Origin of the sequence: Herbaspirillum sp. 3R11 (assembly GCF_004563925.1) — a bacterium.
In the GTDB taxonomy this organism is placed as follows: Bacteria; Pseudomonadota; Gammaproteobacteria; order Burkholderiales; family Burkholderiaceae_D; genus Herbaspirillum.
This window is the reverse complement of the sequence record NZ_SPNJ01000001.1, coordinates 754,128-775,543: the sequence shown is the minus strand read 5'-3', so window position 1 is coordinate 775,543 and position 21,416 is coordinate 754,128. Positions and strand designations below refer to the sequence as shown.

Here is a 21,416-nt window from a genome sequence, read left to right as displayed (position 1 = left end):
CTTTCAAATCCGCTGTTGTTTTCCTGCTTGGAAATCAGGACGAAAACTTGATGCGCTGGCGGCTTTGCGCCGGTTGCGTGACATGGTCCAGTGGCAGCACGTGCGAATGCTTGACCTGTTTCATGGTGATGTTGGACTTGACGTTGGTCACGCCCGGCAAGCGCAGCAAACGCGTCATCATGAATTCGGAAAACGCCGCCAGGTCGGGCGCGACGATACGCAGGATATAATCGGCTTCGCCGGTGATCGAAAAGCACTCCATGATTTCCGGCATGTCCTGCACCGCTTCTTCGAACTGGATGCCGCGTGTTTCGCCCTGGCGGTCCAGCGTGACGTTGGTGAAGGCGGTCACGCCCAGGCCGATTACGGCCGGGTCCAGCACGGCGGTGTAGCGCTCGATGACGTGGGCCTCTTCCAGCCGCTGCACGCGACGGCTGATCTGCGAGGTGGACAGGTGGACTTTCTGTCCGAGGGCGCTGTTAGTGATGTGTCCGTCGCGCTGCAATTCAGCCAGCAAGGCCAGGTCAAACCGGTCTACGGTGATTGTGCTCATATCTCCCTCTTTTATGCATTAATTTGAATAATTTGTGCATGATACCGCGAAGAATCCGCGAATAACAATCACATTTTGCGTCTTTCCTGCAATAAACTGGCTTCACATACCACCCAGCACGGAGCGAGTACAAGGGGTTCATACCGACGCCGCGCCGGTCCGCTCCGAACACCAGGAGACCATGATGGGCCAAGCCACGCAAATTTCTTCCACCCGCAGCAGCACCGACCTGTTCGACAACCCGATGGGAACCGACGGCTTCGAGTTCGTCGAATACGCTGCGCTGGACCCGCTGCCGATTGCCGCCGTGCTGGAATCGATGGGCTTTGCGGCGGTGGCCCGCCATCGCTCCAAGAATGTGACGCTGTATCGCCAGGGCCAGATCAATTTCATCATCAACGCCGAGCCTGACAGCAACGCCACCGAGTTCGCCAAGGTGCACGGCCTGTCAGTCAACGCCATGGCCTTCCGCGTCAAGGATGCCGCCGCCGTCTACAAACGCGCGCTGGAAATGGGCGCCGAAGGCGTGCCCGCCAAGCTCGGCCCGATGGAGCTGAATATCCCTGCCATCAAGGGCATCGGCGGGTCGCTGCTGTATCTGGTGGATCGCTACGGCGAGCGTGGCTCGATCTACGACATCGACTTTGAATTCTTCCCCAACGTCGAGCGCAATCCGGTCGGCGTCGGCCTGACCTATATCGATCACCTGACCCACAACGTGGTGCGCGGCGCGATGGATACCTGGTCGTCGTTCTACGAGCGCCTGTTCAACTTCCGCGAGATCAAGTACTTCGATATCGAAGGCAAGCTGACCGGCCTCAAGTCGCGTGCGATGACCAGCCCGTGCGGCAAGATCCGCATCCCGATCAACGAGAGCGCCGACGACAAATCGCAGATCGAGGAATTCATCAAGCAGTACAACGGCGAAGGCATCCAGCACATCGCGCTGGGCACCGACGACATCTACCAGACCGTGCGTACGCTATATCAGCGCAAGGTGCCGCTGCAGGACACCATCAACACCTACTACGACCTGGTGGAACGCCGCATTCCCGGGCACAAGGAAGACCTGGCCACGCTGCGCGAGTTGAAAATTTTGATTGACGGCGCGCCGACCGAAGGCCAGGGCCTGCTGCTGCAGATTTTCACGCAGACGCTGATCGGACCGATCTTCTTCGAGATCATCCAGCGCAAGGGTAATGACGGTTTTGGGGAAGGCAATTTCAAGGCCTTGTTCGAATCGATCGAGCTGGACCAGATCCGGCGCGGCGTGATTTAAAACAGTATCAAAAAAGCAATGCCATGACGGCGCGCCTGCTCTTGCGGGCGCGCCGTTTTTCATTTCCCGGCCTCAAGAAATCGCGCCCCGCGCCGTAAAAGAAAGTACTACTTCTGCGAGGGAAATCCATGCCTGCCAGCGCTCAATCCGGAAAATACGCCGCCCACGCCGCTTCTGCCGTGGTGGAAGAGACCTCCGAGCGCATCGACCAGCTGACCCGCCAGATCCGCGATTTGCAGCGGCAGTCGCAGACCTTGCCGTCGTCGTTGCCTGAGCAGGCCCTGATGCAACTGCGCCAGCGCATTCAATCGCACTACCAGGAAATTTTCCGGCTCGAAAAGGAAAAGGCGCGCTCGCGCAATCGCAACGGCAGCTATCTCAGCGTCGTGCTGTCAGTGGCGACCGCCAGCGCCTGAAGGCGCCACGCCTCCCGTCCCCAATCAGTCTTTCTTGCCAGCCACCAGCGCCGCCATCGCGGCAGCATTGGGCTGCGCGCCGCTGAGCAAGCCATCGACGACACCGGCGCGATTCTGCGCCGGCTGATTCTGGCTGACCTTCCATTTACCGACCAACGTGGTGATCGTGATTTCAATCCCCACGATGGCGCCGATCATCTTGTCGATGTAGTCCGCCGGCGCATCGCCGACCGACCAGGGTTGCGCCATGGCGGCTTCATGATGCGTGGTCAACCTGGTCACGAGGCTGCGCAACCATTCAGCGTCGTCAATGATGCGCAAGGGACCGCTGGCATGCACGACGGCGTAATTCCAGGTCGGCACGGCCTTGCCGTTTTCCTTCTTGGTGGGATACCAGGATGGCGAGATGTAAGCGTCCGCGCCCTGGAAGACGGCCAGTGCATCCGTCGTCGCCACAAAATCTTTCCAGAACGGATTGGCGCGCGCCACGTGCCCGCGCAGGACGCCATGCTCGCCCTCGTCGGCGCTGAGAATCAGCGGGATATGGTTGGCGTCCAAGCCGGCCGATGTCTGCGTAACCAGCGTGGACAAGGGATGGTCCTGCATCAGGCGATGCAGGACGCTGCGGTCGGATTCGGCGAAATGGCTGGGTAGGTACACGTGTTTTCCCTTGCTGTAGGCGGCACGACGCCGACTTTATTCAAGCGATCTACTGTACCCGACCCTGCCGTTTTTTCACAGGAGGCGAAACGTTCGACAATACCGGCCGTCCGTTGCGAAAAACTCGACAACGTGGACATGTCTGCCTCCCTTACCCATGGAAGATACTGGGCACCAGTAGGGATCCAGCATCAATTTCTAATACAAACTAGAAATAATTCTATTTATTCAAGATTTCAACAAGGAGAACTGGAGTCGGCAAGACACTTTGCCGATAGAGCTGGCATGTCAATAGTCTTTGCGAGGACAACATGCAAGTTACATCTTCAACAGCCGCCTTACAGCTTTCTACAGACGATCCTGATCGTGCACGCCAGCTCGAGCAGGATAGGCGCAGATCACAAAATCTGAGAGCCCAGATCGCCACTCTTGAGCGATACGCCGCGGACATTGACAAGCAAAAGCTGCCACCGGCGAAGGCCAAGGAGCTGCGCGATCAAACGCAAAAAAAAATCGACGCGTTAAAAGCGCAATTGGAAGAAGCGGAACGCAGGATTGCAAAGCAATCGTCACCTTCGGAGACCAACGAAACCGGCAAAAAGAAGTCCGTCGGGAAAAACAAGAAAAATAGTCATTCAACTGCTGTCGCTGCGGATGATGACGATAACGCCAACACCCCGCCTTATTCGCCGGGATCGGCTGCTGCGCAGAAGCGCGACGCCAGGAACGGTGACAAATCAGAGCTATCCGTCTCGGACACAAAACAAGCGGCCGACTTGAGCGATCTCTCACCAACTGCCGAAAACCAGCGGACGAGGGCAAGTCGAAAAAATAAATCCGCCGCACAAAAACACGCCGTTGCTGCGGATGTATATGACATCAAAGGAAAAACCGTCGCCTCGCAAAAAGGTCTGTTCGTGGACACCGAGGCCTGACTGCAAGCCGCTCCCCGGTCACGGAACTGCACTGAGCCGGGTCGGCGTCAAGCTTCGGTATCCGTAAAAAAAACGGCTCCTGCAAAAAAAAGCAGGAGCCGTTTTTCCCCGATAGCCAGAACCAGGCAGCGTGATCAGGCATGTCCCAGATACGCCTTGCGCACCGCATCGTTGGCCAGCAGATTGGCGCCGGTGTCGGCCAATACGACATGGCCGTTTTCCAGCACGTAGCCGCGATCGGCCACACCCAGCGCCTTGTTGGCGTTCTGTTCGACCAGGAACACCGTGACGCCCTGGTCGCGGATGGTGCGAATGATCTCGAAGATCTGTGCAATCACCAGCGGCGCCAGGCCCAGTGTCGGCTCGTCCAGCAGCAGCAGGCGCGGCTTGCTCATCAGTGCGCGGCCGATCGCCAGCATCTGCTGCTCGCCGCCCGACATGGTGCCGGCGCGCTGGTTGGCACGCTCCTTCAGGCGCGGGAAGAGGCCGAACACGTACTGCACGCCCTCTTCGATCTCATCGTTCTTGGCGAAGAACGCGCCCATCTTGAGGTTTTCCAGCACGGTCAGGCTTGGGAAGACGCGCCGGCCTTCCGGTGAAATCGCCATGCCCAGCCGCATGATTTCATGCGTTGAGCGCTGCGTGATGTCCTGGCCTTCGAAGATGATCTTGCCGCTCGAGGCGCGCGGATTGCCGCACAAGGTCATCAGCAAGGTGGTCTTGCCGGCGCCGTTGGCGCCGATCAGCGTGACGATCTCGCCCTTGTCCACATTCAGCGATACGCCATGCAGCGCTTCGATGGCGCCGTAATGGGTGTGCACCTGTTCAAACTGCAACATCATTCTTCTCCCAGGTAGGCTTTGATCACGCGCTCGTCATTGCGCACCAGCTCCGGCGTGCCGGTGACGATGGGCTTGCCGTGCTCCATCACCAGAATGCGGTCGGAGATGCCCATGATCAGGCTCATGTCGTGTTCGATCAGCAGCACGGCGACGCCGTGTTCGCGGCGCAGCCGGTCGATCAGTTGCTGCAGCTCCTGCTTCTCTTGCGGATTGAGGCCGGCGGCCGGCTCGTCCAGCAACAGCAGGCGCGGCTTGGTGATCATGCAGCGGGCGATTTCGACGCGCCGTTGCAGGCCGTACGACAAGGTGCCCGCTTCGCGATTGGCCAGCGCCGTCAGGCCGAGCTGGTCGAGCCAGTAGGCGGCGCGATCCAGCGCTTCCTTTTCGGCGCGGCGATAACCCGGCAGCTTGAGCAAACCCGACACCAGGTTGTTGTTGATCTGGTTGTGCTGCGCCACCAGCAGGTTCTCGACCACACTCAGCGTCTTGAACAGGCGGATATTCTGGAAGGTGCGCACCAGACCCTGCTGCGCCACGACATGGCTGGGCTTGCGCGCAATCGACGCGCCGCCCAGGCTGATGTCGCCGCTGCTCGGCTGGTAGAAGCCGCTGATGCAGTTGAACACGGTGGTCTTGCCGGCGCCGTTGGGGCCGATGATGGCGAACACTTCCTGTTCCATCACCGACAGCGACACGCCGTCGACCGCCAGCAAACCGCCGAAGCGCATCGACAGGCCGGACACTTCCAACAAGGTTGTATTGTTTGTTGTGGTCATCGTGGCAGCTCCACGTGAGGACGCGTCGCCGGCAACAGGCCCTGCGGACGCCACATCATCATCAGCACCATCACCAGGCCGAAAATCAGCATGCGGTATTCGGCAAAACTGCGCGCCACTTCCGGCAGGATGGTCAGCAGGATCGCCGCCAGGATCACGCCCAGCTGCGAGCCCATGCCGCCCAGTACCACGATGGCCAGGATCAGCGCCGACTCGATGAAGGTAAAGGATTCCGGATTCACCAGTCCCTGGCGTGCGGCGAAGAAACTGCCGGCCAGGCCGGCGAACGCCGCGCCCAGCGTGAACGCCGAGAGCTTGATCTTGGTCGGATTGATGCCCAGCGAACGGCAGGCGATTTCGTCGTCGCGCAGGGCTTCCCACGCGCGCCCCATCGGCATGCGGATCAGGCGGCTGGTCACGAAATACGTGAACAGCACCAGCAGCAACGCGACGAAGTACAGGAAGATCACCATGTGCCCGCCCTGGTAAGTCAGGCCCAGCATGTCGTGGAAAGTCCTGCCGCCCTCGACGCTGGCGTTGCGCGCCATTTCGATGCCGAACACGGTCGGCTTCGGGATCCCCGACACGCCGTCCGGACCGCCGGTCAGCGAGGTCATGTTGTTGAGCAGCAGGCGGATGATTTCACCGAAGCCCAAGGTCACGATGGCCAGGTAATCGCCGCGCAGGCGCAGCACCGGGAAACCGAGGACGAAGCCGAACAGCGCTGACATGCCGGCCGCGATCGGCAGGCATTCCCAGAACGTGAAGCCGAAATACTGATTCAGCAAGGCATAGGTATAACCGCCGACCGCATAGAAGCCGACATAGCCGAGATCAAGCAAACCGGCAAAGCCGACCACGATGTTCAGGCCGAGACCGAGGATCACGTAAATCAGCGCCAGCGTCACCACGTCGACGTTGCCACGCGAACCGAAGAACGGCCATACCAATGCAATCGCAAACAGGAACAGCAAGGCGTAACGCTGCTGGCGCGGCTGCAGTTGCGGCAGTGCGGGCAGGCGTATTTTCTTCGTGCTGCGCGTCAGCGTCGGCTTGATCAGCTGGAACACGAACACCACCAGCACGGCGATCAGCACCGGTGTCCAGTGGGCGTTGAGCACCACGCGATAGCCTTCGAGCTGCAATTGCAGGCCGAGCATCGGCGTGGTCAGGATGGCGGTCAGGATCGCCGCCGCCACGGCGTTTTTGAGAGTTATCGACATCAGACTTTCTCCACGTCCGGCTTGCCCAGCAAACCCGTAGGACGGAACAGCAGGATCAGCACCAGCAAAGCAAAGGACACCACATCCTTGTACTCGGCCGGCAGGTAGCCGGCGGCGAAGGTTTCAGCCAGGCCCAGCAGCACGCCGCCCAGCATCGCGCCGGGAATGCTGCCGATGCCGCCCAGCACGGCGGCAGTAAACGCCTTGATGCCGGCGATGAAACCGATATACGGATTGAGCTTGCCGATGGTCAGCGCGATCAGCACGCCGCCCACCGCCGCCAGCATCGCGCCGAGCACGAAGGTGAAGGAAATCACCCGGTTCGTATCGATGCCCAGCAGATTGGCCATGCCCATGTCTTCCGCGCAGGCGCGGCAGGCGCGGCCCATGCGCGAACGTGCGATGAACAGGGTCAGGCAGACCATCAGCAGCAAGGTGACGCCGACGATGATCATGCGCGAATACGGAATCGTGACGGTGAAATCGCTGCCCATCTGGAACTCGATGGCGCCCGAGATCAGCACCGGCACCGACATGTCGCGCGAACCCTGGCCGATCTGCACGTAGTTCTGCAGGAAGATCGACATGCCGATTGCCGAAATCAGCGGCACCAGGCGCGGTCCGCCGCGCAGCGGACGATACGCCACGCGCTCGACGGTCCAGCCGTACAGGCCGGTGACCACCACCGAGACGATCAATGCGGCGCCCAGCAGCAGCGGCAGCGGATAGCCCGCCTGCACGCCGATGGCGGTCAACGTGACCAGCCCGATGTAGGAGCCCATCATGTAAATTTCGCCGTGCGCGAAATTGATCATGCCGATGATGCCGTAGACCATCGTGTAGCCGATGGCGATCAGCGCATAGATCGCGCCCAGACTCAGCCCGTTGACTAGCTGCTGGGTCAGTTGAGGGAGCAGTTCATTCATAGGAAACCTGACAAATGTAGATGTGCAAATGCCCCATTCTTACCGCAATGGGGCATTTGCATGGTTGACGTCAGTGAGGACGACTACTGCAAGCCGGCGTAAAGATTACTTGGCTTCAGTCTTCGTTGCGTCTTTGTGCCAGGTGAAGACCACGAACTTGAACGACTTCAGGTCGCCCTTCTTGTCGTATTCCACGGTGCCGATCGGTGTCTTGAAGGAATTGGCGTGGATGTACGCGGCAACCTTGGTCGGATCAGTCGACTTGGTGGCGGTGATCGCATCGGCAATCACCTTCACGCCCGAGTAGGCAGGCATCTGGAACGGACCGTTAGGATCACGCTTCTGTGCAGCGAAAGCCTTGATCAGTGCGGCGTTGGCAGGATCGGCGGCGAAGTCGGCCGGCAGTGTCACCAGCATGCCTTCGGAAGCAGGACCGGCGATCGCCGTGATGTCCTTGTTGCCAACGCCTTCAGGGCCCATGAACACGGCCTTGACGCCTTGTTCGCGCGCCTGGCGCATGATCAGACCCATTTCAGGGTGGTAGCCGCCGAAGTAGACGAAGTCCACGCCTTGCGATTTGAGCTTGGTGATGACTGCCGAGTAATCGCTGTCGCCCGCGTTCACGCCTTCAAACACGACCACCGGAATCTTTGCCGCTTCCAGGCCGGCCTTGACCGAAGTCGCCACGCCTTGACCATACGATTGCTTGTCGTGCAGGACGGCAGCCTTCTTCGGCTTCAGCTTCTCGACCACGTACTTGGCGGCGGCAGGACCTTGCTGGTCGTCGCGGCCGATGGTGCGGAAGATGTACTTGTGCGGCTTGGCTTCAGTCAGCTGAGGCGCAGTCGCCGACGGCGTGATCATCACGACGCCTTCGTTTTCATAGATGTCGGAAGCAGGAATGGTCGAACCCGAGCACACGTGACCGATCACGAACTTGATGCCCTGGCTGACGATCTTGTTGGCGACCGCGACTGCTTGCTTCGGCTCACAGGCGTCATCCATCAGGACTGCTTCGAACTTGTTGCCACCGGCGCCGCCGGCTGCATTGATTTGCTCGATCGCGGTCAGCGCACCTGCCTTGACCATGTCGCCGTACTGGGCGACGGCGCCGGTCATCGGACCGGCAATGGCGATCTTCACGGTTTCAGCCTGGGCAATGCCGGCGAAGGAAATAGCGGAAGCGGCAACACCAACGGCCATGGCGATTTTTGTCAGACGGCGGTTCAAAGGGAATGCGGATTTCATTGAATTTCCTCCAATTTATTTGTGCGTTACGAGTGATAACGGTGATCTGGCAATAGGTAAGGAACGACATCTTTATAGATGCCGGCTCCATGGGGCAGGAGTGTAACATTTCCGTCATATACGACAGATTTTTTTATACCGACACCCCCATATTTGCGATATTTGCGCGTCCCGACAATATTCCTCGCATTTTTCGTTCAAAAAACAAAAAAACCTTTTCCCATATTTCCAAATCCGCGCTTGTTGCGGCGCACCCAGAATGGCCGAAAAAGGCCAAAAACAGCCTTGTAAACGTTATCGCCAAAGAAAAACGCCGCCTGAATTTCTCAGGGCGGCGTTCTTCTAGATGGACGGTGAAGTGACTTAAAACTGCTCCCAATCCGAATCGTTGTCCGGCGTCTTGGGCACCATCAGCTTCGGTGTACTCCGAGGTTGCAGCGCCGTGGTGCGCGGCGTGATATCCATGGTGCGTTTGGCGGCCGTCTTCTTCACATCGTTCACCGCGCGGACTTGCGTCTGTCCGATGTTGAACACGCTGACCACTTCCGACAAGGTGCCGGCCTGATCCTGCAGCGATTGCGCGGCGGCGGCGGCTTCTTCCACCAGCGCGGCGTTTTGCTGCGTGACTTCGTCCATCTGCGCGATGGCCTGGTTGACCTGTTCGATGCCGGCGCTCTGTTCCTGGCTGGCCGAACTGATTTCGCCGACGATGTCGGTCACGCGCCTGACGCTGGCGACCACTTCCGCCATCGTCGCACCGGCCTGCTCCACCAGCCTGCTGCCGGAGCCGACCTTGTCGACCGAGTCGTCGATGAGGGTCTTGATTTCCTTGGCGGCGGCAGCGGAGCGTTGCGCCAGGCTGCGCACTTCCGACGCCACCACCGCGAAGCCGCGGCCCTGTTCACCGGCGCGTGCAGCTTCAACAGCGGCATTCAGCGCGAGAATGTTGGTCTGGAAGGCAATGCCGTCGATCACACTGATGATGTCGACGATCTTGCGCGAGGAGTCGTTGATCGCGCCCATGGTGTCGATCACCTGGCCTACCACGCTGCCGCCCTGGATCGCTACAGCGGATGCCGATTCCGCCAGTTGGTTGGCCTGACGCGCGTTGTCTGCGTTCTGCTTGACGGTCGAAGTCAGTTCTTCCATCGACGACGCGGTTTCTTCCAGCGAGCTGGCTTGCTCTTCGGTGCGCGACGACAGGTCCAGATTGCCGCTGGCGATCTGCGTCGACGCCGTGGCGATGGTGTCGGTGCCGGTGCGCACCTGCGACACGATGTTCAGCAGGCTGTCGTTCATGGCCTTGAGCGCGCCCATCAACTGACCGGTTTCATCGCGCGACTGGACATCGATGCGCGCAGTCAGGTCGCCGGCGGCGACGCGCTGCGCGATCTCGACGGCACTCGTCAACGGACGCGACACGATCGCCGCGACCCAGAACGCCAGCAGCAATCCCAGCGCCACGCTGATACACAGAATCACCACGATCCAGATGCGCGCGGCTTCGTAGGTAGAAGTCGCGGTCTGGTCGGCAATGGCGCTGCCCGCTTCGTTGATGCCGCTGAGGCGATCGAGCTGGTCGGTCATCGCCAGATAGATCTTGGTCGAGTCGCCGCGGATCAGCAGGCGTGCTTCGTCATTGAGGCCGCCGCGTGCGAGCATCACGATCTTCTGGTTTTCCGCCAGATAGGCGGTGAGGTTCTTCTTGAATTCGGGATAGACGATCTTCTCGTCCGGTTCCGAAATCAGCGGCGCATAAATGCTGTCGAATTTCTTGAGCTGGGCCAGTTGTCCCTCGATCGATTTCTCATAGCGTGAGAAATCCTCTTCGTTGTCGGACTGGATGTGCTGCAGTTCGGCCACGCGGATGCGGCTCAGCGCGGTCTTCATCTGCAACGCGGCGCGCATGGCCGGCAGCCAGTTGGTGCTGATGTCGGTGGACGCCTGATTGACGCGGGCGATCTGGGCGATCGAGAAGGCGCCGAGAAGCGCAGTCAATAGCAATACCGCCACAAACGACAGCAACAGTTTGTGGGCGATTTTCAAGTTGTAAAACCATTTCATGGGGTGCTCTTTGGGATCAAGGAAGTGCGGTTACCTCGCCCCGCGATGCCATGGGAGCGTGGAAGAAAGCAGAAGACAGCGTCGGGGCTATATTTGCCCCTGTGGCGTTGATGGCTTGCCGGCGGTAGGGAAGAACTGCTTGCCGGCTTCCGTATGTGGTTTTCATTGCAATATTTTTTTTATTGCGTCACTGTCAGAACAGTGACGCTGTGACACTTGAATGCATGATGCGAACTTGATTCTTTACGACAACTCACGCGATTTCTTGAGCGCTCTTTGTTACTCTTTACAGTTTTCCTGCATAACGTTACCTGCATGCCTCAGCCATTCCACCCTGCCCGCCGATTGCCGCAACTGCTCGCCGCCGGCTTGTTCGTTTTCATCATGTTCGTCGTTGCCGCCGCCGGCGCCGCCGAACTGCGCCAATACCGTTATCAACAGATCAACATCAACACCTGCACGATCGACCTGCAGCAGGACACCTTGCGCATGTACTGGAAGGATCCCGCCGGCCAGGTGTTCGGCACCTTCTCGGCGCTGCGCAACTGGTTGCGTCCACAAGGCAAGGAGGTGGTCTGCGCCACCAACGCCGGCATCTACGACAAGGAGCACCGCCCGCTCGGCCTGTACGTCGAAGGCGGCGTGACGATGCGCAAGCTCAATACGCGGCGCGACGCCTACGGCAATTTCTACCTGCAGCCCAACGGCGTGTTCATTGTCGAAGAAGGACGCGCGCGCATCGTCGACACCGCCACGATAGACAGCGACCGCGAGCGCTGGCTGTCGCAGGCCGTGTACGCGACGCAATCGGGGCCGCTGATGCTGCGCAACGGCGAGATCAACGCCGCCTTCGATCCTGGCTCGATCAACCTGTTCGTGCGCAACGCCGTGTGCATTGATCCGGCGCAGAAAGTCATCCTGGCCATCGCCAGAAATCCCATCAGCTTCCATGATTTCGCGCTGTTCCTGCGCGACCGGCTGCGCTGCGTCGACGCGCTTTACCTGGACGGCAACATCTCGCGCATGTATCCCTCGCTGGAAGCCGATATCGGTCCGGCGTTCGGGGCCATCATCGCGGTGGTGAAGACTGCAGACAAATAGACCTGCCTGTGTCGATGCGGCTTGCGCATATCGACATGCGAAATCCTTCGTTCTCCCGCGCCGGGCGATATGTGACCATCGCGCCTTGCTCGCCTCGCCCATTCAGGCGCCAGGCATTACATATCATGGGAGAAAAAATGCGTCGCTGGTCGGTTTCCGTATTATTCGCTTTGCTGGCGCTGGGCGCCAATGCCGTTTCGGCGCAGGACAAGCACAAGATCAAGGTGGGCGTCTCGGTCGGCAACGCCGAGCAGACCTTCGAAGTGGTCAAGAAAGTCGCCGCGCGCGACGGCCTCGAGATCCAGATCATCACCTTCAGCGATTACCTGCAGCCCAATGAGGCGCTCAATGCCGGCGACCTTGACGCCAATGCCTTCCAGCACCAACCCTTTCTCGACAGCCAGATCAAGGCGCGCGGCTACAAGCTGACGCCGGTCGGGCTGACCATCACGGCGCCGCTGGGCATCTATTCGAAGAAATACAAATCCGTCGATCAACTGCCGCAAGGCGCCAGCATCGGCATCCAGAACGATCCGTCCAATGGCAACCGTGCTTTGTTGCTGCTGCAAAAATACGGTCTGATCAAGCTGAAACCGGGCGTCGGTGAAAACGGCGTCAACGCCACCCCGCTCGACGTGATCGAAAATCCGAAGAAACTGAAACTGATCGAACTGGACGCTGCGCAATTGCCGCGCTCGCTGGACGACCTGGCGGCGGCATCGATCAACAACGACTACGCGGTCAAGGCAGGCCTGTCCCTGCAGCGCGACACCATCGCCGTGGAAGACGCCAAGGGCCGCTACGCCAACCTGATCGTCACGCGCACCGAAGACAAGGACAAGCCATGGGCCAAGAAACTGGTGAAGGCCTATCAATCGGCGGAAGTACGCAACTTCATCGAAACCGAATTCAAGGGTTCCCTGGTGCCGGCGTTCTGATCTGATTGAGGATTCTGATTGAGCTTATGAGGCGGACATCACAAACCGTCCGCCCATAAAAAAGACCCGCAGACTCTGTGCCGCGGGTCAAAATCCCTTTCAAGAGGGAGGTTGAAGGAACAGTTCAACCATTTTTAGGATTCCCTCTTGCGGACAAAGTTCGCAATTCTTCCAAACCCTTGTCCAATATCTTCATCTTTCGCTGAAGATTGCGCGTGCCGGAATGATTCCGGCATCATCGCGTTCCTGCTTCCCCAATTCGTTGATCCTTAAGGCTTCTTGTCGGCAGGACCGCCTGCGTCAGTTGCCCCTGGCGCCGGTGGTGTGGTGGCATTGCTGCTGCCTGCATCCGGAGCCGGTGTCGCCGGTGCTGCAGGCGGCGGCGTCATTGCCGGTGGCGTAGGCGTTGCCGGAGCCGGCGTAGCGGCAGTATCGGTTGCCGGTGGCGGCGTGGCGGGCGCTTCGTCGCGCTTGTTGCAACCGGCCAGAAGAGCTGTGAACATGACTGAAGCTAAGACTGCATGGCGAACTAACATAGATGCCTCCAAGAGTTGTTTGAACAAGAATGGGTACGGCAGGGTCTGAGCAAGTCCCTGCTACCTCCACAAATTTAGATGCACTTGAATTCAATCGTTCCCGCCCTGTCGCGGTCATCTTGTAGGAGAATTGCGCATCTTTGCGTAAGTATTCGCAACAAAACCTTCAGATAGTTTCTTTTCTCGCTCATGCCCTCTTGTTTCCCGCAGTCGTTGCGCCGTTTGCCTCTCCCCATTCTCCTCGCTGTTTGCGGCTTGTCGGCACGCGGGATTGCGCTGGCCGGCGTCACACCGTTGACAAGCCGACAATGCGCAGCGATGCAGGAAAACCAGGTATTGAGCGCGACCAATCCCGTCCCCTGCGAGCGCCTCGCGCTGGTCTCGTTCTCTTATCGCGATTTCAGCGGCAAGCTGCACGACGACGGCAGCGTGGTCGTATTCGACGCCGTGGCGCCGCAAGTGCAGGAAATCTTCAATGAACTGCTGGAACGCAAATTCCCGTTGCAGCGGGCGCAGCCGATGGAGGTTTACCACGGCGACGATGAAGCCTCGATGGACCACAACAACAGCTCTGCCTTCAACGGCCGTCCGATCACCGGCGGCGGTGCCTGGTCGAAGCATGCTTACGGCGTTGCCATCGACATCAATCCTGTGCAGAACCCGTACATCGGCAAGGACGCCTCGGGACAGACCATGATGTTGCCCTCCGCGGCAAGCGCATATGTCTCACGTAAAGTGCGACCGGGCATGGCGGAGCAAGTGCTGGAAGTCTTCTTCCGGCACGGATTCCTGATCTGGGGCGGGTATTGGAAACAACCGATCGACTATCAGCATTTTGAAATCGGCAGCCGCGATTTCATCGCCCGCCTGCTGGCGCTGCCGAAGGACCAGGCGCGCGCTGAATTCGCCGCCTATACGCAAGGATATGGCGCGTGCATGCAGCGCAGCGACATCGTCGCCATGCCGAACCTGGTGACGCGCCGCAAAGCTTGCGCGGGACAGAGCAAGCGCTGAAGACTATTCCAGCAACACGCGTACAGCCTCCGCGCGCACGGCGCCATTAGCGTCGTCACGCACCAGCACGCCGGCGCGCTGCTTCAAATAATCTTTGGCAGATGCCTGCTGCAACAACGGTCGCACCTGGTTCAGCGCATCAATCAGCAAGGGCGTCAGCCGGTCAAGCTCCGGACGGATATCGCGTGCCAGATCGGGTGGATTGGCGAAGCGCGCATGCGCTTCCTGCTTCCACTGTGCATGCAGCGCCACCTGGATGATTTTCCCCGCATCGAATTGCGCCTGGAAGAAGCGGCGCATGAACGACTTGTCTTGCGCATCTGCCGTCTTCAACGACGCCGTGAGGTCATCGAGAATCTTCTGCTCGCGTGCAGGATCATTGATCGGCGCGCCGGAATTCCACTTCGTCTGCGCCACCTTCACCGCCACGTCGAGACGCTGATCGATCAGCGTCAGCAAGCCGTCGATTTTCTGGCGTGCGGCCTGGTCCGGCGTCATCGACAGCGATTGACAGCCGGCCATCAGCAGTGTCAGTACAAAAGCCTGCAACAGCACATTCAGGCGCGCAGCATAGCGCAATGAATTCATCGCGTTCTCTCTCGAAAAAATGGGAACCGCCATTGAAACACACTCATCACCTCCTTGCCGCGCTGCAATGCGTTGCAAGGTGTTGCCCACCCACAGCGTTGCATGTCAGTTTGAGATTTTTCCTATATTGCGCGACACGCCGACTCGCGACAATGCAAGGCATCTCTTTCAAGCTCCGAGCATGTCATGCAACTCATTTTCCTGATCTGGCCAATCCTGCTGCTGCCGGTCTTCGTGACCTGGCTTACGCGTCCGCGACCGGTTGCGCCACCACGTTCATCTACACAGCGTCGCGCCGCCGCCAACTCCGCAGCAGCGCCTTCACCGGTCGTGCGCAAGCCCGTACCGCAAACCGCCGCCGCCGAGCGCTGCCGTAATTCGCCCGCCTATCGCCGCGCGGCGATGCCAGCGTACGAAACGATACAGGCGCTGGACATGGAAGAAGAGGATGACGATGCGACCTCGCCTGCGGTGCAGTTGCACGGAAAAGACGACGCCTCTTCACGCTCGTAAAGCTGTGTAAGTTTCCCCGCACGACATCAAGAGCGCGAATTTCCTCCCCTATACTGGCTTCGCTGGAACTGAACACAGAATTCGTCCGTCCGCTTTCCGTCCGTTAGTTTTTATAGGGGTGACCACATGACCAACACCGTATCTTCGAGCACTGCTGCCGCCAACGTCCACGCGCAACAGCAAGCTGCATCCAAACGCAAATCCACCGTCGACTTCGCCAAGCTGGTCGCCAATGCCGGCGGCGACATCAAGACCGACACCAACACTGCAACCAAGCAACCCAACGGCGCCACTGCCATCGTGCAAAGCGACGGCGCCAAAGTCACGGCATGATTGTGTGCCGGCAGCGATGCCGGCGATGTTGCATATATCGAAAATGAAAAAAGCCACGTTCGCGTGGCTTTTTGTTTGTACAGCGCAGTGATTTCACAATGACGACATGACGGCGGAAGCAAATCAACATGCGCGCCACAAAGCAAAAAGCCCCGATCCGTTTAGGAAGTCGGGGCTTTCGCCTGAATCTTGGTTGCGGGGGCAGGATTTGAACCTACGACCTTCGGGTTATGAGCCCGACGAGCTGCCAGACTGCTCCACCCCGCGTCTGAAGAAATAGATTATACGACATATCCGCCTCCCGCGCAAACTTCCACTGAGAATACTTTGCTTTGCGCGTGTGCGTCATGCTGCGCGCGCCTTGCGGAGGCATCACGAGTTGCACAGGGACGCCTGCCTGCATAAAAGAGTGACCCTGATGGCGACAGTGATACACTTCTACCTCGCATTTGCCCTGAATCACCATATAGACGATGGCGTGTTGTTCGCCGTCGGACATCCCTAAAAAAACACGCCTACCGCCTTTTATGAAATTTTGTTCTGAATGCGCTCATCCGGTTTCGTTGCAGATTCCTCCCGATGACAATCGCCCGCGCTTCGTGTGCGGTAATTGCGGCGCCATTCATTACCAGAATCCGAAAATGGTGGTCGGCTCGATCCCGGTCTGGGAGCGTGACGGCGAAGTGCGCGTGCTGCTGTGCAAGCGCGCCATCGAACCGCGTCACGGCTATTGGACCTTGCCGGCCGGCTTCATGGAAAACAATGAAACCACCAGCGAAGCCGCCGAACGCGAAACCGAAGAGGAAGCCGGCGCACACATCAAGCTGGGTGCGCTGTTCTCGCTGATCAACGTACCGCATGTGCATCAGGTGCACTTCTTTTACCTGGCCGAACTGCTCGACCTCGATTACGCCGCTGGCACCGAAAGCCTGGAAGTCGCGATGTTCAGGGAAGATGAAATCCCCTGGGCCGATATCGCCTTCCCGACGGTGGAATACACCTTGCGCTCCTTCTTTGCCGATCTTGCCAAGATCAGGACCGGCGACGGCGTGTTCGGCCTGCACACCGACGATATCCGCAAACGCATGGTGCAGCCGGAACAGCCCGATTAATTCACGGAACCGCGCATGATTTCCTGGCTGGATGTCGATTCGCCCTTCCCCGATGTGTCCAAGGCGCTGGCCGAGCCGGCCGGTTTGCTTGCCGCCGGCGCCGACCTGTCGCCGCAACGCCTGCTCGAAGCCTACCGCCACGGCATCTTCCCCTGGTTCTCCGAAGGCCAGCCCATCCTGTGGTGGAGCACCGATCCGCGCATGGTGCTGTACACCGACCGCTTCGTCATTTCCGACAGCCTGAAGAAAACCCTGCGCAAAGTCGAGCGCAGCCGCCATACCGACCACCGCTGGGAGATCCGTTTCGATTCGGCCTTCCGCGACGTCATGCGCGCCTGCGCCGGACCGCGCCGCGACGACGCCGGCACCTGGATTTCCAAGGACATCGTCGACGGCTATTGCGGCTTGCACCGCGCCGGCTATGCGCATTCGGCGGAAGTCTGGCTGGAAGGGAAACTGGTCGGCGGCGCCTATGGCGTGTCGATCGGCCAGATGTTCTACGGAGAATCGATGTTTGCGCGCGTGACCGATGCCTCCAAGATTGCGCTGGCTTACCTGGTGCATTTCCTGCGCCGGCATGGCGTGCAGATGATCGACTGCCAGCAGGAGACACCGCATCTGGCGTCGCTGGGCGCGATCCCGATTCCTCGCAGCGACTTCATCAAACACCTGAGAGTGGCCATCGAGGCGCCGCAGATCGGTTTCTGGCATCCGCTGGACCTGTTTCCCCCGCCATAACGTCCTGACGCCCCGCGTTGAAGCCCTGTCACCCGTGCAGTTACTGCCGCCCCAAAGTAGTGTAAATTACAGGGAATCGTGACGAAATCGTTACACCGCCGCGCACAGCGAAGCGACTGCCAATGATTGCACCTCAGGACGCCCATGACGCATCTTAAAGACCTGCCGTTTTCGACGTTGCAGTTTTATGCAACGGCTCCCTATCCCTGCAGTTACCTGGATAACCAGCAAGCCCGCTCGCAAGTCGCCACACCGTCGCACCTGATCAACGCCGATGTCTATTCCGAACTGGTCAAGACCGGTTTCCGTCGCAGCGGCATCTTTACGTATCGCCCCTATTGCGACGGCTGCCAGGCCTGTACGCCGGTGCGCATCAAGACCGCCGAATTCAGCCCCAACCGCAGCCAGCGCCGCGCCTGGAGCAAGAACAGCGGGCTGGTCACGCTGGTCACCAACCTGACCTACGCCTACGAACATTACGAGCTGTACCTGCGCTACCAGTCGGTGCGCCACGCCGGCGGCGGCATGGACCAGGACAGCCGCGACCAGTACGCGCAATTCCTGCTGCAGAGCAAGGTCAACACGCGCCTGGTGGAATTCCGCGAAGCCGACGGCACGCTGCGCATGGTCAGCATCATCGACGTGCTTGATGACGGTTTGTCATCGGTCTATACCTTCTACGATCCCGATGTCGAAGGCTCGTCCTACGGCACCTACAACGTCCTGTGGCAGATCGAGCAAGCCCGCCAGCTCGGCATCCCGTATGTCTACCTCGGCTACTGGATCAAGGAAAGTGCCAAGATGGCCTACAAGACCAACTTCCAGCCGCTGGAAGCATTGCAGGACGGCAACTGGACTGAATTGCGCGAATAGCTTCGCCTGCGGTCCGCCGTTTTGCGCGGAAAACCGCCCGGGACACGTTAAAATGGCGGCACTTTTTCTTCTGGCTTCTCCAGCCCCGTCACCGTGTCCGATAAATTCCTCTACGCCCTCGCCCGCCCGCTGCTGTTTTCGCTCGACGCAGAATCCGCCCACCACCTGACCTTGCCCGCCTTGCGCCGCGCCGCCGCGCTCGGCCTGACCGGCTTCATCAGCAAACCGGCCGCCGATCCGCGCACCGTCATGGGCGTCACCTTCCCCAATCCGGTCGGCCTGGCCGCCGGCCTGGACAAGGACGGTTCCTACATCGACGGCCTGGCGGCGCTCGGCTTCGGTTCGATTGAAATCGGCACGGTCACACCGCGCGCACAACCGGGCAACCCGAAGCCGCGCATGTTCCGCCTGCCTGCCGCGCACGCCATCATCAACCGCATGGGCTTCAATAACGGCGGCGTCGACGCCTTCGTCGCCAACGTGCAAGCCTCGCGCTTCTACCAGGGCAAGCAAGGCGTGCTCGGCCTGAACATCGGCAAGAACGCCGACACCCCGATCGAACGCGCCGCCGACGATTACCTGCACTGCCTGGAAAAAGTCTATCCCTACGCCAGCTACGTGACCGTCAACATCTCGTCGCCCAACACCAAGAACCTGCGTCAGTTGCAAGGCGCGTCCGAACTGGACGCCCTGCTGTCGCAGTTGAAGGATGCGCAATTGCGCCTGGCCGACCAGCACAAGCGCTACGTGCCGGTGGCGCTGAAGATCGCACCGGACATCGACAGCGAGCAGATCAAGAACATCGCCGATGCGCTGCTGCGCCACAAGCTCGACGGCGTCATCGCCACCAACACCACCATCACGCGCGACGCCGTCAAGGGTCTGCAATACGGTGAAGAAGCTGGCGGCCTGTCGGGTGCGCCGGTGTTCGAATTGTCGAACCAGGTGGTGCGCGGTCTCAAGGCCGAGCTCGGCGACGCGTTGCCGATCATCGGCGTCGGCGGCATCCTCAGCGGCAGCAACGCCAAGGCCAAGATGGAGGCCGGCGCGTCGCTGGTGCAGTTGTACTCGGGCCTGATTTACCGTGGTCCGGCGCTGGTCAAGGAATGCGCGGACGCCTTGCGCTGAATCAGCTCCGCATAAAAAAACCGCCATTGCATTTGCGTGCAATGGCGGTTTTTTATTATGACGTCGAATGTAAGGCTTACAGCACCTTGCGCAGGAAATCACGGGTGCGCTCATTCTTCGGCTCACCCAGCACCTGCTGCGGAGGACCTTCTTCCATGATCACGCCCTGGTCGATGAACAACACGCGATCCGAGACTTCACGCGCAAAGCCCATCTCGTGCGTGACCACCACCATGGTCATGCCCTCTTCGGCCAGGGTCTTCATCACGGTCAGCACTTCGCCCACCAGCTCCGGATCGAGCGCCGAGGTCGGCTCGTCGAACAGCATGACCTTGGGTTCCATCGCCAGCGCACGGGCGATCGCCACACGTTGCTGCTGACCGCCGGAGAGCTGGTTCGGAAACGCATCGATCTTTTCCAGCAAGCCGACCTTCCGCAGCAGCTTCTCGGCCACCAGCACCGCTTCGCGGCGTGACAGCTTCTTCACCTGCATCGGCGCCATGATCAGGTTTTCCAGCACGGACATATGCGGGAACAGGTTGAAGCGCTGGAACACCATGCCGAGACCGGCGCGCAGCGTATTCAGGTTGACGTGCGGATCATTGACCTTGACGCCGTCGATGAAGATCTCGCCGTCGGTCGCTTCTTCCAGTCCGTTGAGGCAGCGCAGGAAGGTGCTCTTGCCCGAACCGGAAGGCCCGATCACGCACACCACTTCGCTCTCCTTGATCTCGCAATCGATGCCGCGCAGGATGTGCGCGTCGCCGTACTGCTTCTGCAATTGCTTGACGCTGATCATCGTGCATCTCCTTTGCCGTAGCGTGTTTCAAGATGCCGCACGAACGCCGACAGCAGCAAGGTAATCGCCCAATACACCAGCGAGATCGTCAGGTACGGCTCCCAGTAGCGTGCATAGGCACCCGACACCGTGCGCGCGGCATACGCCAGCTCGGCCAGGCCGATGGCCGAGGCCAGCGACGAATCCTTGACGATGGCGATGGCGTTGTTGCCCAGCGGCGGCAGCATGCGGCGGAACGCCTGCGGCAGCACCACCTTGCGCAGCGTCTGCATGTAGGTCATGCCGAGCGAACGCGACGCCTCGCTCTGGCCGCGGTCGATCGACTGGATGCCGGCGCGGAAAATCTCCGACACGTAGGCGCCCGAGTTGAGCGTGATCGCCAGCACCGCCGACGCGAACGCGCCGTACTGTGAACGGATTTCACGCGCGATGTCGCCGCTCAGGATCAGGCCGCCGCTCGGGTTGATCAGCATCGGCATCAGCGCGAAGTGGATCAGCAGGATCTGTACAAACAGCGGCGTGCCGCGCAGGAAGCTGACGTAAAAACGCACCGGCAACTGCACCGCGTAACGCAGGAAATATTTCCAGAAACCGTGGCGCGCCTCAGCCAACCGGCCGACGCCCAAGGCCAGGCCCCAGCAGGTGCCCGAGATCACGCAAATAAACGCGACCTTGATGGTCATCCACGTGCCCTCGATGAACAAGGGCAGGTATTCGCCGATGATTTCCCATTGGAAGAAAGAATTCATGAATGGAATCCGGGTAAAAATCTGCCCACGTCTTGCAAACAAGACGTGGGCATTGAGAGGAAGTACTTAGAT

Annotated in this window: 24 protein-coding genes and 1 tRNA gene; 12 read left to right on the top strand and 13 right to left on the bottom strand. The window is 59.7% G+C overall.

The window, feature by feature from the left end:
- Positions 1 to 34: 34 nt before the first annotated feature.
- The gene (locus E4P32_RS03680) at positions 35 to 553 is read right to left on the bottom strand and encodes an Lrp/AsnC family transcriptional regulator (RefSeq protein WP_016835679.1); all 519 of its coding nucleotides are present in this window, start codon (positions 551 to 553) and stop codon (positions 35 to 37) included.
- A gap of 184 nt (positions 554 to 737) precedes the next feature.
- On the opposite strand from E4P32_RS03680, the gene hppD reads away from it, so the two are divergent.
- Both hppD and E4P32_RS03670 read left to right on the top strand, forming a co-directional pair.
- Entirely contained in the window at positions 738 to 1,832 is a 1,095-nt protein-coding gene (gene hppD / locus E4P32_RS03675) for a 4-hydroxyphenylpyruvate dioxygenase (protein ID WP_116433218.1), read from the top strand.
- A 128-nt stretch (positions 1,833 to 1,960) separates the two neighbouring features.
- Positions 1,961 to 2,248 (top strand): hypothetical protein, encoded by a 288-nt coding sequence (locus E4P32_RS03670; protein WP_116433219.1) that lies wholly within the window; start codon positions 1,961 to 1,963, stop codon positions 2,246 to 2,248.
- A gap of 24 nt (positions 2,249 to 2,272) precedes the next feature.
- Here E4P32_RS03670 and E4P32_RS03665 read toward each other — a convergent pair whose 3' ends face one another.
- Positions 2,273 to 2,908, bottom strand: coding sequence for an FMN-binding negative transcriptional regulator (locus E4P32_RS03665; RefSeq protein WP_116433220.1), 636 nt, complete (start codon positions 2,906 to 2,908; stop codon positions 2,273 to 2,275).
- Positions 2,909 to 3,219: 311 nt separating this feature from the next.
- Here E4P32_RS03665 and E4P32_RS03660 point away from each other — a divergent pair, with 311 nt between their 5' ends.
- Positions 3,220 to 3,843: a hypothetical protein gene (locus E4P32_RS03660; protein ID WP_116433221.1), complete on the top strand. Its 624-nt coding sequence runs from the start codon at positions 3,220 to 3,222 to the stop codon at positions 3,841 to 3,843.
- Between the two features lie 134 nt (positions 3,844 to 3,977).
- Here E4P32_RS03660 and E4P32_RS03655 read toward each other — a convergent pair whose 3' ends face one another.
- From E4P32_RS03655 to E4P32_RS03630, 6 genes are all read right to left on the bottom strand, one after another.
- Positions 3,978 to 4,682, bottom strand: a complete 705-nt coding sequence (locus E4P32_RS03655; RefSeq protein WP_116433222.1) for an ABC transporter ATP-binding protein — start codon at positions 4,680 to 4,682, stop codon at positions 3,978 to 3,980.
- Complete coding sequence (gene livG / locus E4P32_RS03650; protein ID WP_116433223.1) at positions 4,682 to 5,461, bottom strand: high-affinity branched-chain amino acid ABC transporter ATP-binding protein LivG; 780 nt, start codon at positions 5,459 to 5,461, stop codon at positions 4,682 to 4,684. Before livG ends, E4P32_RS03655 begins: the two co-directional genes overlap by 1 nt.
- A complete protein-coding gene (locus E4P32_RS03645) occupies positions 5,458 to 6,684 on the bottom strand; it encodes a high-affinity branched-chain amino acid ABC transporter permease LivM (protein WP_116433224.1) in 1,227 nt (408 codons plus the stop codon). Before E4P32_RS03645 ends, livG begins: the two co-directional genes overlap by 4 nt.
- Positions 6,684 to 7,610: a high-affinity branched-chain amino acid ABC transporter permease LivH gene (gene livH / locus E4P32_RS03640; protein WP_116433225.1), complete on the bottom strand. Its 927-nt coding sequence runs from the start codon at positions 7,608 to 7,610 to the stop codon at positions 6,684 to 6,686. The genes E4P32_RS03645 and livH overlap by 1 nt, the downstream gene beginning before the upstream one ends.
- Positions 7,611 to 7,715: 105 nt before the next feature.
- Positions 7,716 to 8,858, bottom strand: coding sequence for a branched-chain amino acid ABC transporter substrate-binding protein (locus tag E4P32_RS03635; RefSeq protein ID WP_116433226.1), 1,143 nt, complete (start codon positions 8,856 to 8,858; stop codon positions 7,716 to 7,718).
- A 363-nt stretch (positions 8,859 to 9,221) separates the two neighbouring features.
- Positions 9,222 to 10,922: a methyl-accepting chemotaxis protein gene (locus E4P32_RS03630; protein WP_116433227.1), complete on the bottom strand. Its 1,701-nt coding sequence runs from the start codon at positions 10,920 to 10,922 to the stop codon at positions 9,222 to 9,224.
- 315 nt (positions 10,923 to 11,237) lie between these two features.
- On the opposite strand from E4P32_RS03630, the gene E4P32_RS03625 reads away from it, so the two are divergent.
- Together E4P32_RS03625 and E4P32_RS03620 are read left to right on the top strand one after the other, a co-directional pair.
- The gene (locus E4P32_RS03625) at positions 11,238 to 12,023 is read left to right on the top strand and encodes a phosphodiester glycosidase family protein (protein WP_116433228.1); all 786 of its coding nucleotides are present in this window, start codon (positions 11,238 to 11,240) and stop codon (positions 12,021 to 12,023) included.
- Positions 12,024 to 12,160: 137 nt separating this feature from the next.
- Entirely contained in the window at positions 12,161 to 12,961 is an 801-nt protein-coding gene (locus tag E4P32_RS03620) for a MetQ/NlpA family ABC transporter substrate-binding protein (protein WP_116433229.1), read from the top strand.
- 269 nt (positions 12,962 to 13,230) lie between these two features.
- Here the strand turns inward: E4P32_RS03620 and E4P32_RS03615 are convergent, their stop codons facing one another.
- Positions 13,231 to 13,464 carry a hypothetical protein gene (locus tag E4P32_RS03615; RefSeq protein WP_233526567.1) on the bottom strand — a complete coding sequence of 78 codons (234 nt, stop codon included), beginning with the start codon at positions 13,462 to 13,464 and terminating at the stop codon, positions 13,231 to 13,233.
- Between the two features lie 327 nt (positions 13,465 to 13,791).
- Between E4P32_RS03615 and E4P32_RS03610 the strand changes: the two genes are divergently transcribed.
- Positions 13,792 to 14,511: a M15 family metallopeptidase gene (locus E4P32_RS03610; RefSeq protein WP_233526568.1), complete on the top strand. Its 720-nt coding sequence runs from the start codon at positions 13,792 to 13,794 to the stop codon at positions 14,509 to 14,511.
- A gap of 3 nt (positions 14,512 to 14,514) precedes the next feature.
- Here E4P32_RS03610 and aroQ read toward each other — a convergent pair whose 3' ends face one another.
- A complete protein-coding gene (gene aroQ, locus E4P32_RS03605; RefSeq protein ID WP_116433232.1) occupies positions 14,515 to 15,099 on the bottom strand; it encodes a gamma subclass chorismate mutase AroQ in 585 nt (194 codons plus the stop codon).
- 186 nt (positions 15,100 to 15,285) lie between these two features.
- On the opposite strand from aroQ, the gene E4P32_RS03600 reads away from it, so the two are divergent.
- On the top strand, positions 15,286 to 15,612 hold the full coding sequence (locus E4P32_RS03600) for a hypothetical protein (RefSeq protein ID WP_116433233.1): 327 nt from the start codon (positions 15,286 to 15,288) through the stop codon (positions 15,610 to 15,612).
- Positions 15,613 to 15,738: 126 nt separating this feature from the next.
- Positions 15,739 to 15,945 carry a hypothetical protein gene (locus E4P32_RS03595; RefSeq protein WP_116433234.1) on the top strand — a complete coding sequence of 69 codons (207 nt, stop codon included), beginning with the start codon at positions 15,739 to 15,741 and terminating at the stop codon, positions 15,943 to 15,945.
- 190 nt (positions 15,946 to 16,135) lie between these two features.
- Here E4P32_RS03595 and E4P32_RS03590 read toward each other — a convergent pair.
- Positions 16,136 to 16,212, bottom strand: a tRNA-Met gene (locus tag E4P32_RS03590).
- Positions 16,213 to 16,472: 260 nt separating this feature from the next.
- On the opposite strand from E4P32_RS03590, the gene E4P32_RS03585 reads away from it, so the two are divergent.
- The 4 genes from E4P32_RS03585 (at position 16,473) to E4P32_RS03570 (ending at position 19,796) form a co-directional block, all read left to right on the top strand.
- On the top strand, positions 16,473 to 17,057 hold the full coding sequence (locus E4P32_RS03585; RefSeq protein WP_116433235.1) for an NUDIX hydrolase: 585 nt from the start codon (positions 16,473 to 16,475) through the stop codon (positions 17,055 to 17,057).
- Between the two features lie 15 nt (positions 17,058 to 17,072).
- Complete coding sequence (gene aat, locus E4P32_RS03580; RefSeq protein ID WP_116433236.1) at positions 17,073 to 17,795, top strand: leucyl/phenylalanyl-tRNA--protein transferase; 723 nt, start codon at positions 17,073 to 17,075, stop codon at positions 17,793 to 17,795.
- A 144-nt stretch (positions 17,796 to 17,939) separates the two neighbouring features.
- On the top strand, positions 17,940 to 18,668 hold the full coding sequence (locus E4P32_RS03575) for an arginyltransferase (protein WP_116433237.1): 729 nt from the start codon (positions 17,940 to 17,942) through the stop codon (positions 18,666 to 18,668).
- Positions 18,669 to 18,761: 93 nt separating this feature from the next.
- Positions 18,762 to 19,796 (top strand): quinone-dependent dihydroorotate dehydrogenase, encoded by a 1,035-nt coding sequence (locus E4P32_RS03570; protein WP_116433238.1) that lies wholly within the window; start codon positions 18,762 to 18,764, stop codon positions 19,794 to 19,796.
- Between the two features lie 76 nt (positions 19,797 to 19,872).
- On the opposite strand, the gene E4P32_RS03565 is transcribed toward E4P32_RS03570, so the two are convergent.
- A complete protein-coding gene (locus tag E4P32_RS03565) occupies positions 19,873 to 20,595 on the bottom strand; it encodes an amino acid ABC transporter ATP-binding protein (RefSeq protein ID WP_116433239.1) in 723 nt (240 codons plus the stop codon).
- The gene (locus E4P32_RS03560; protein ID WP_116433240.1) at positions 20,592 to 21,344 is read right to left on the bottom strand and encodes an amino acid ABC transporter permease; all 753 of its coding nucleotides are present in this window, start codon (positions 21,342 to 21,344) and stop codon (positions 20,592 to 20,594) included. Before E4P32_RS03560 ends, E4P32_RS03565 begins: the two co-directional genes overlap by 4 nt.
- Between the last annotated feature and the right edge of the window lie 72 nt (positions 21,345 to 21,416).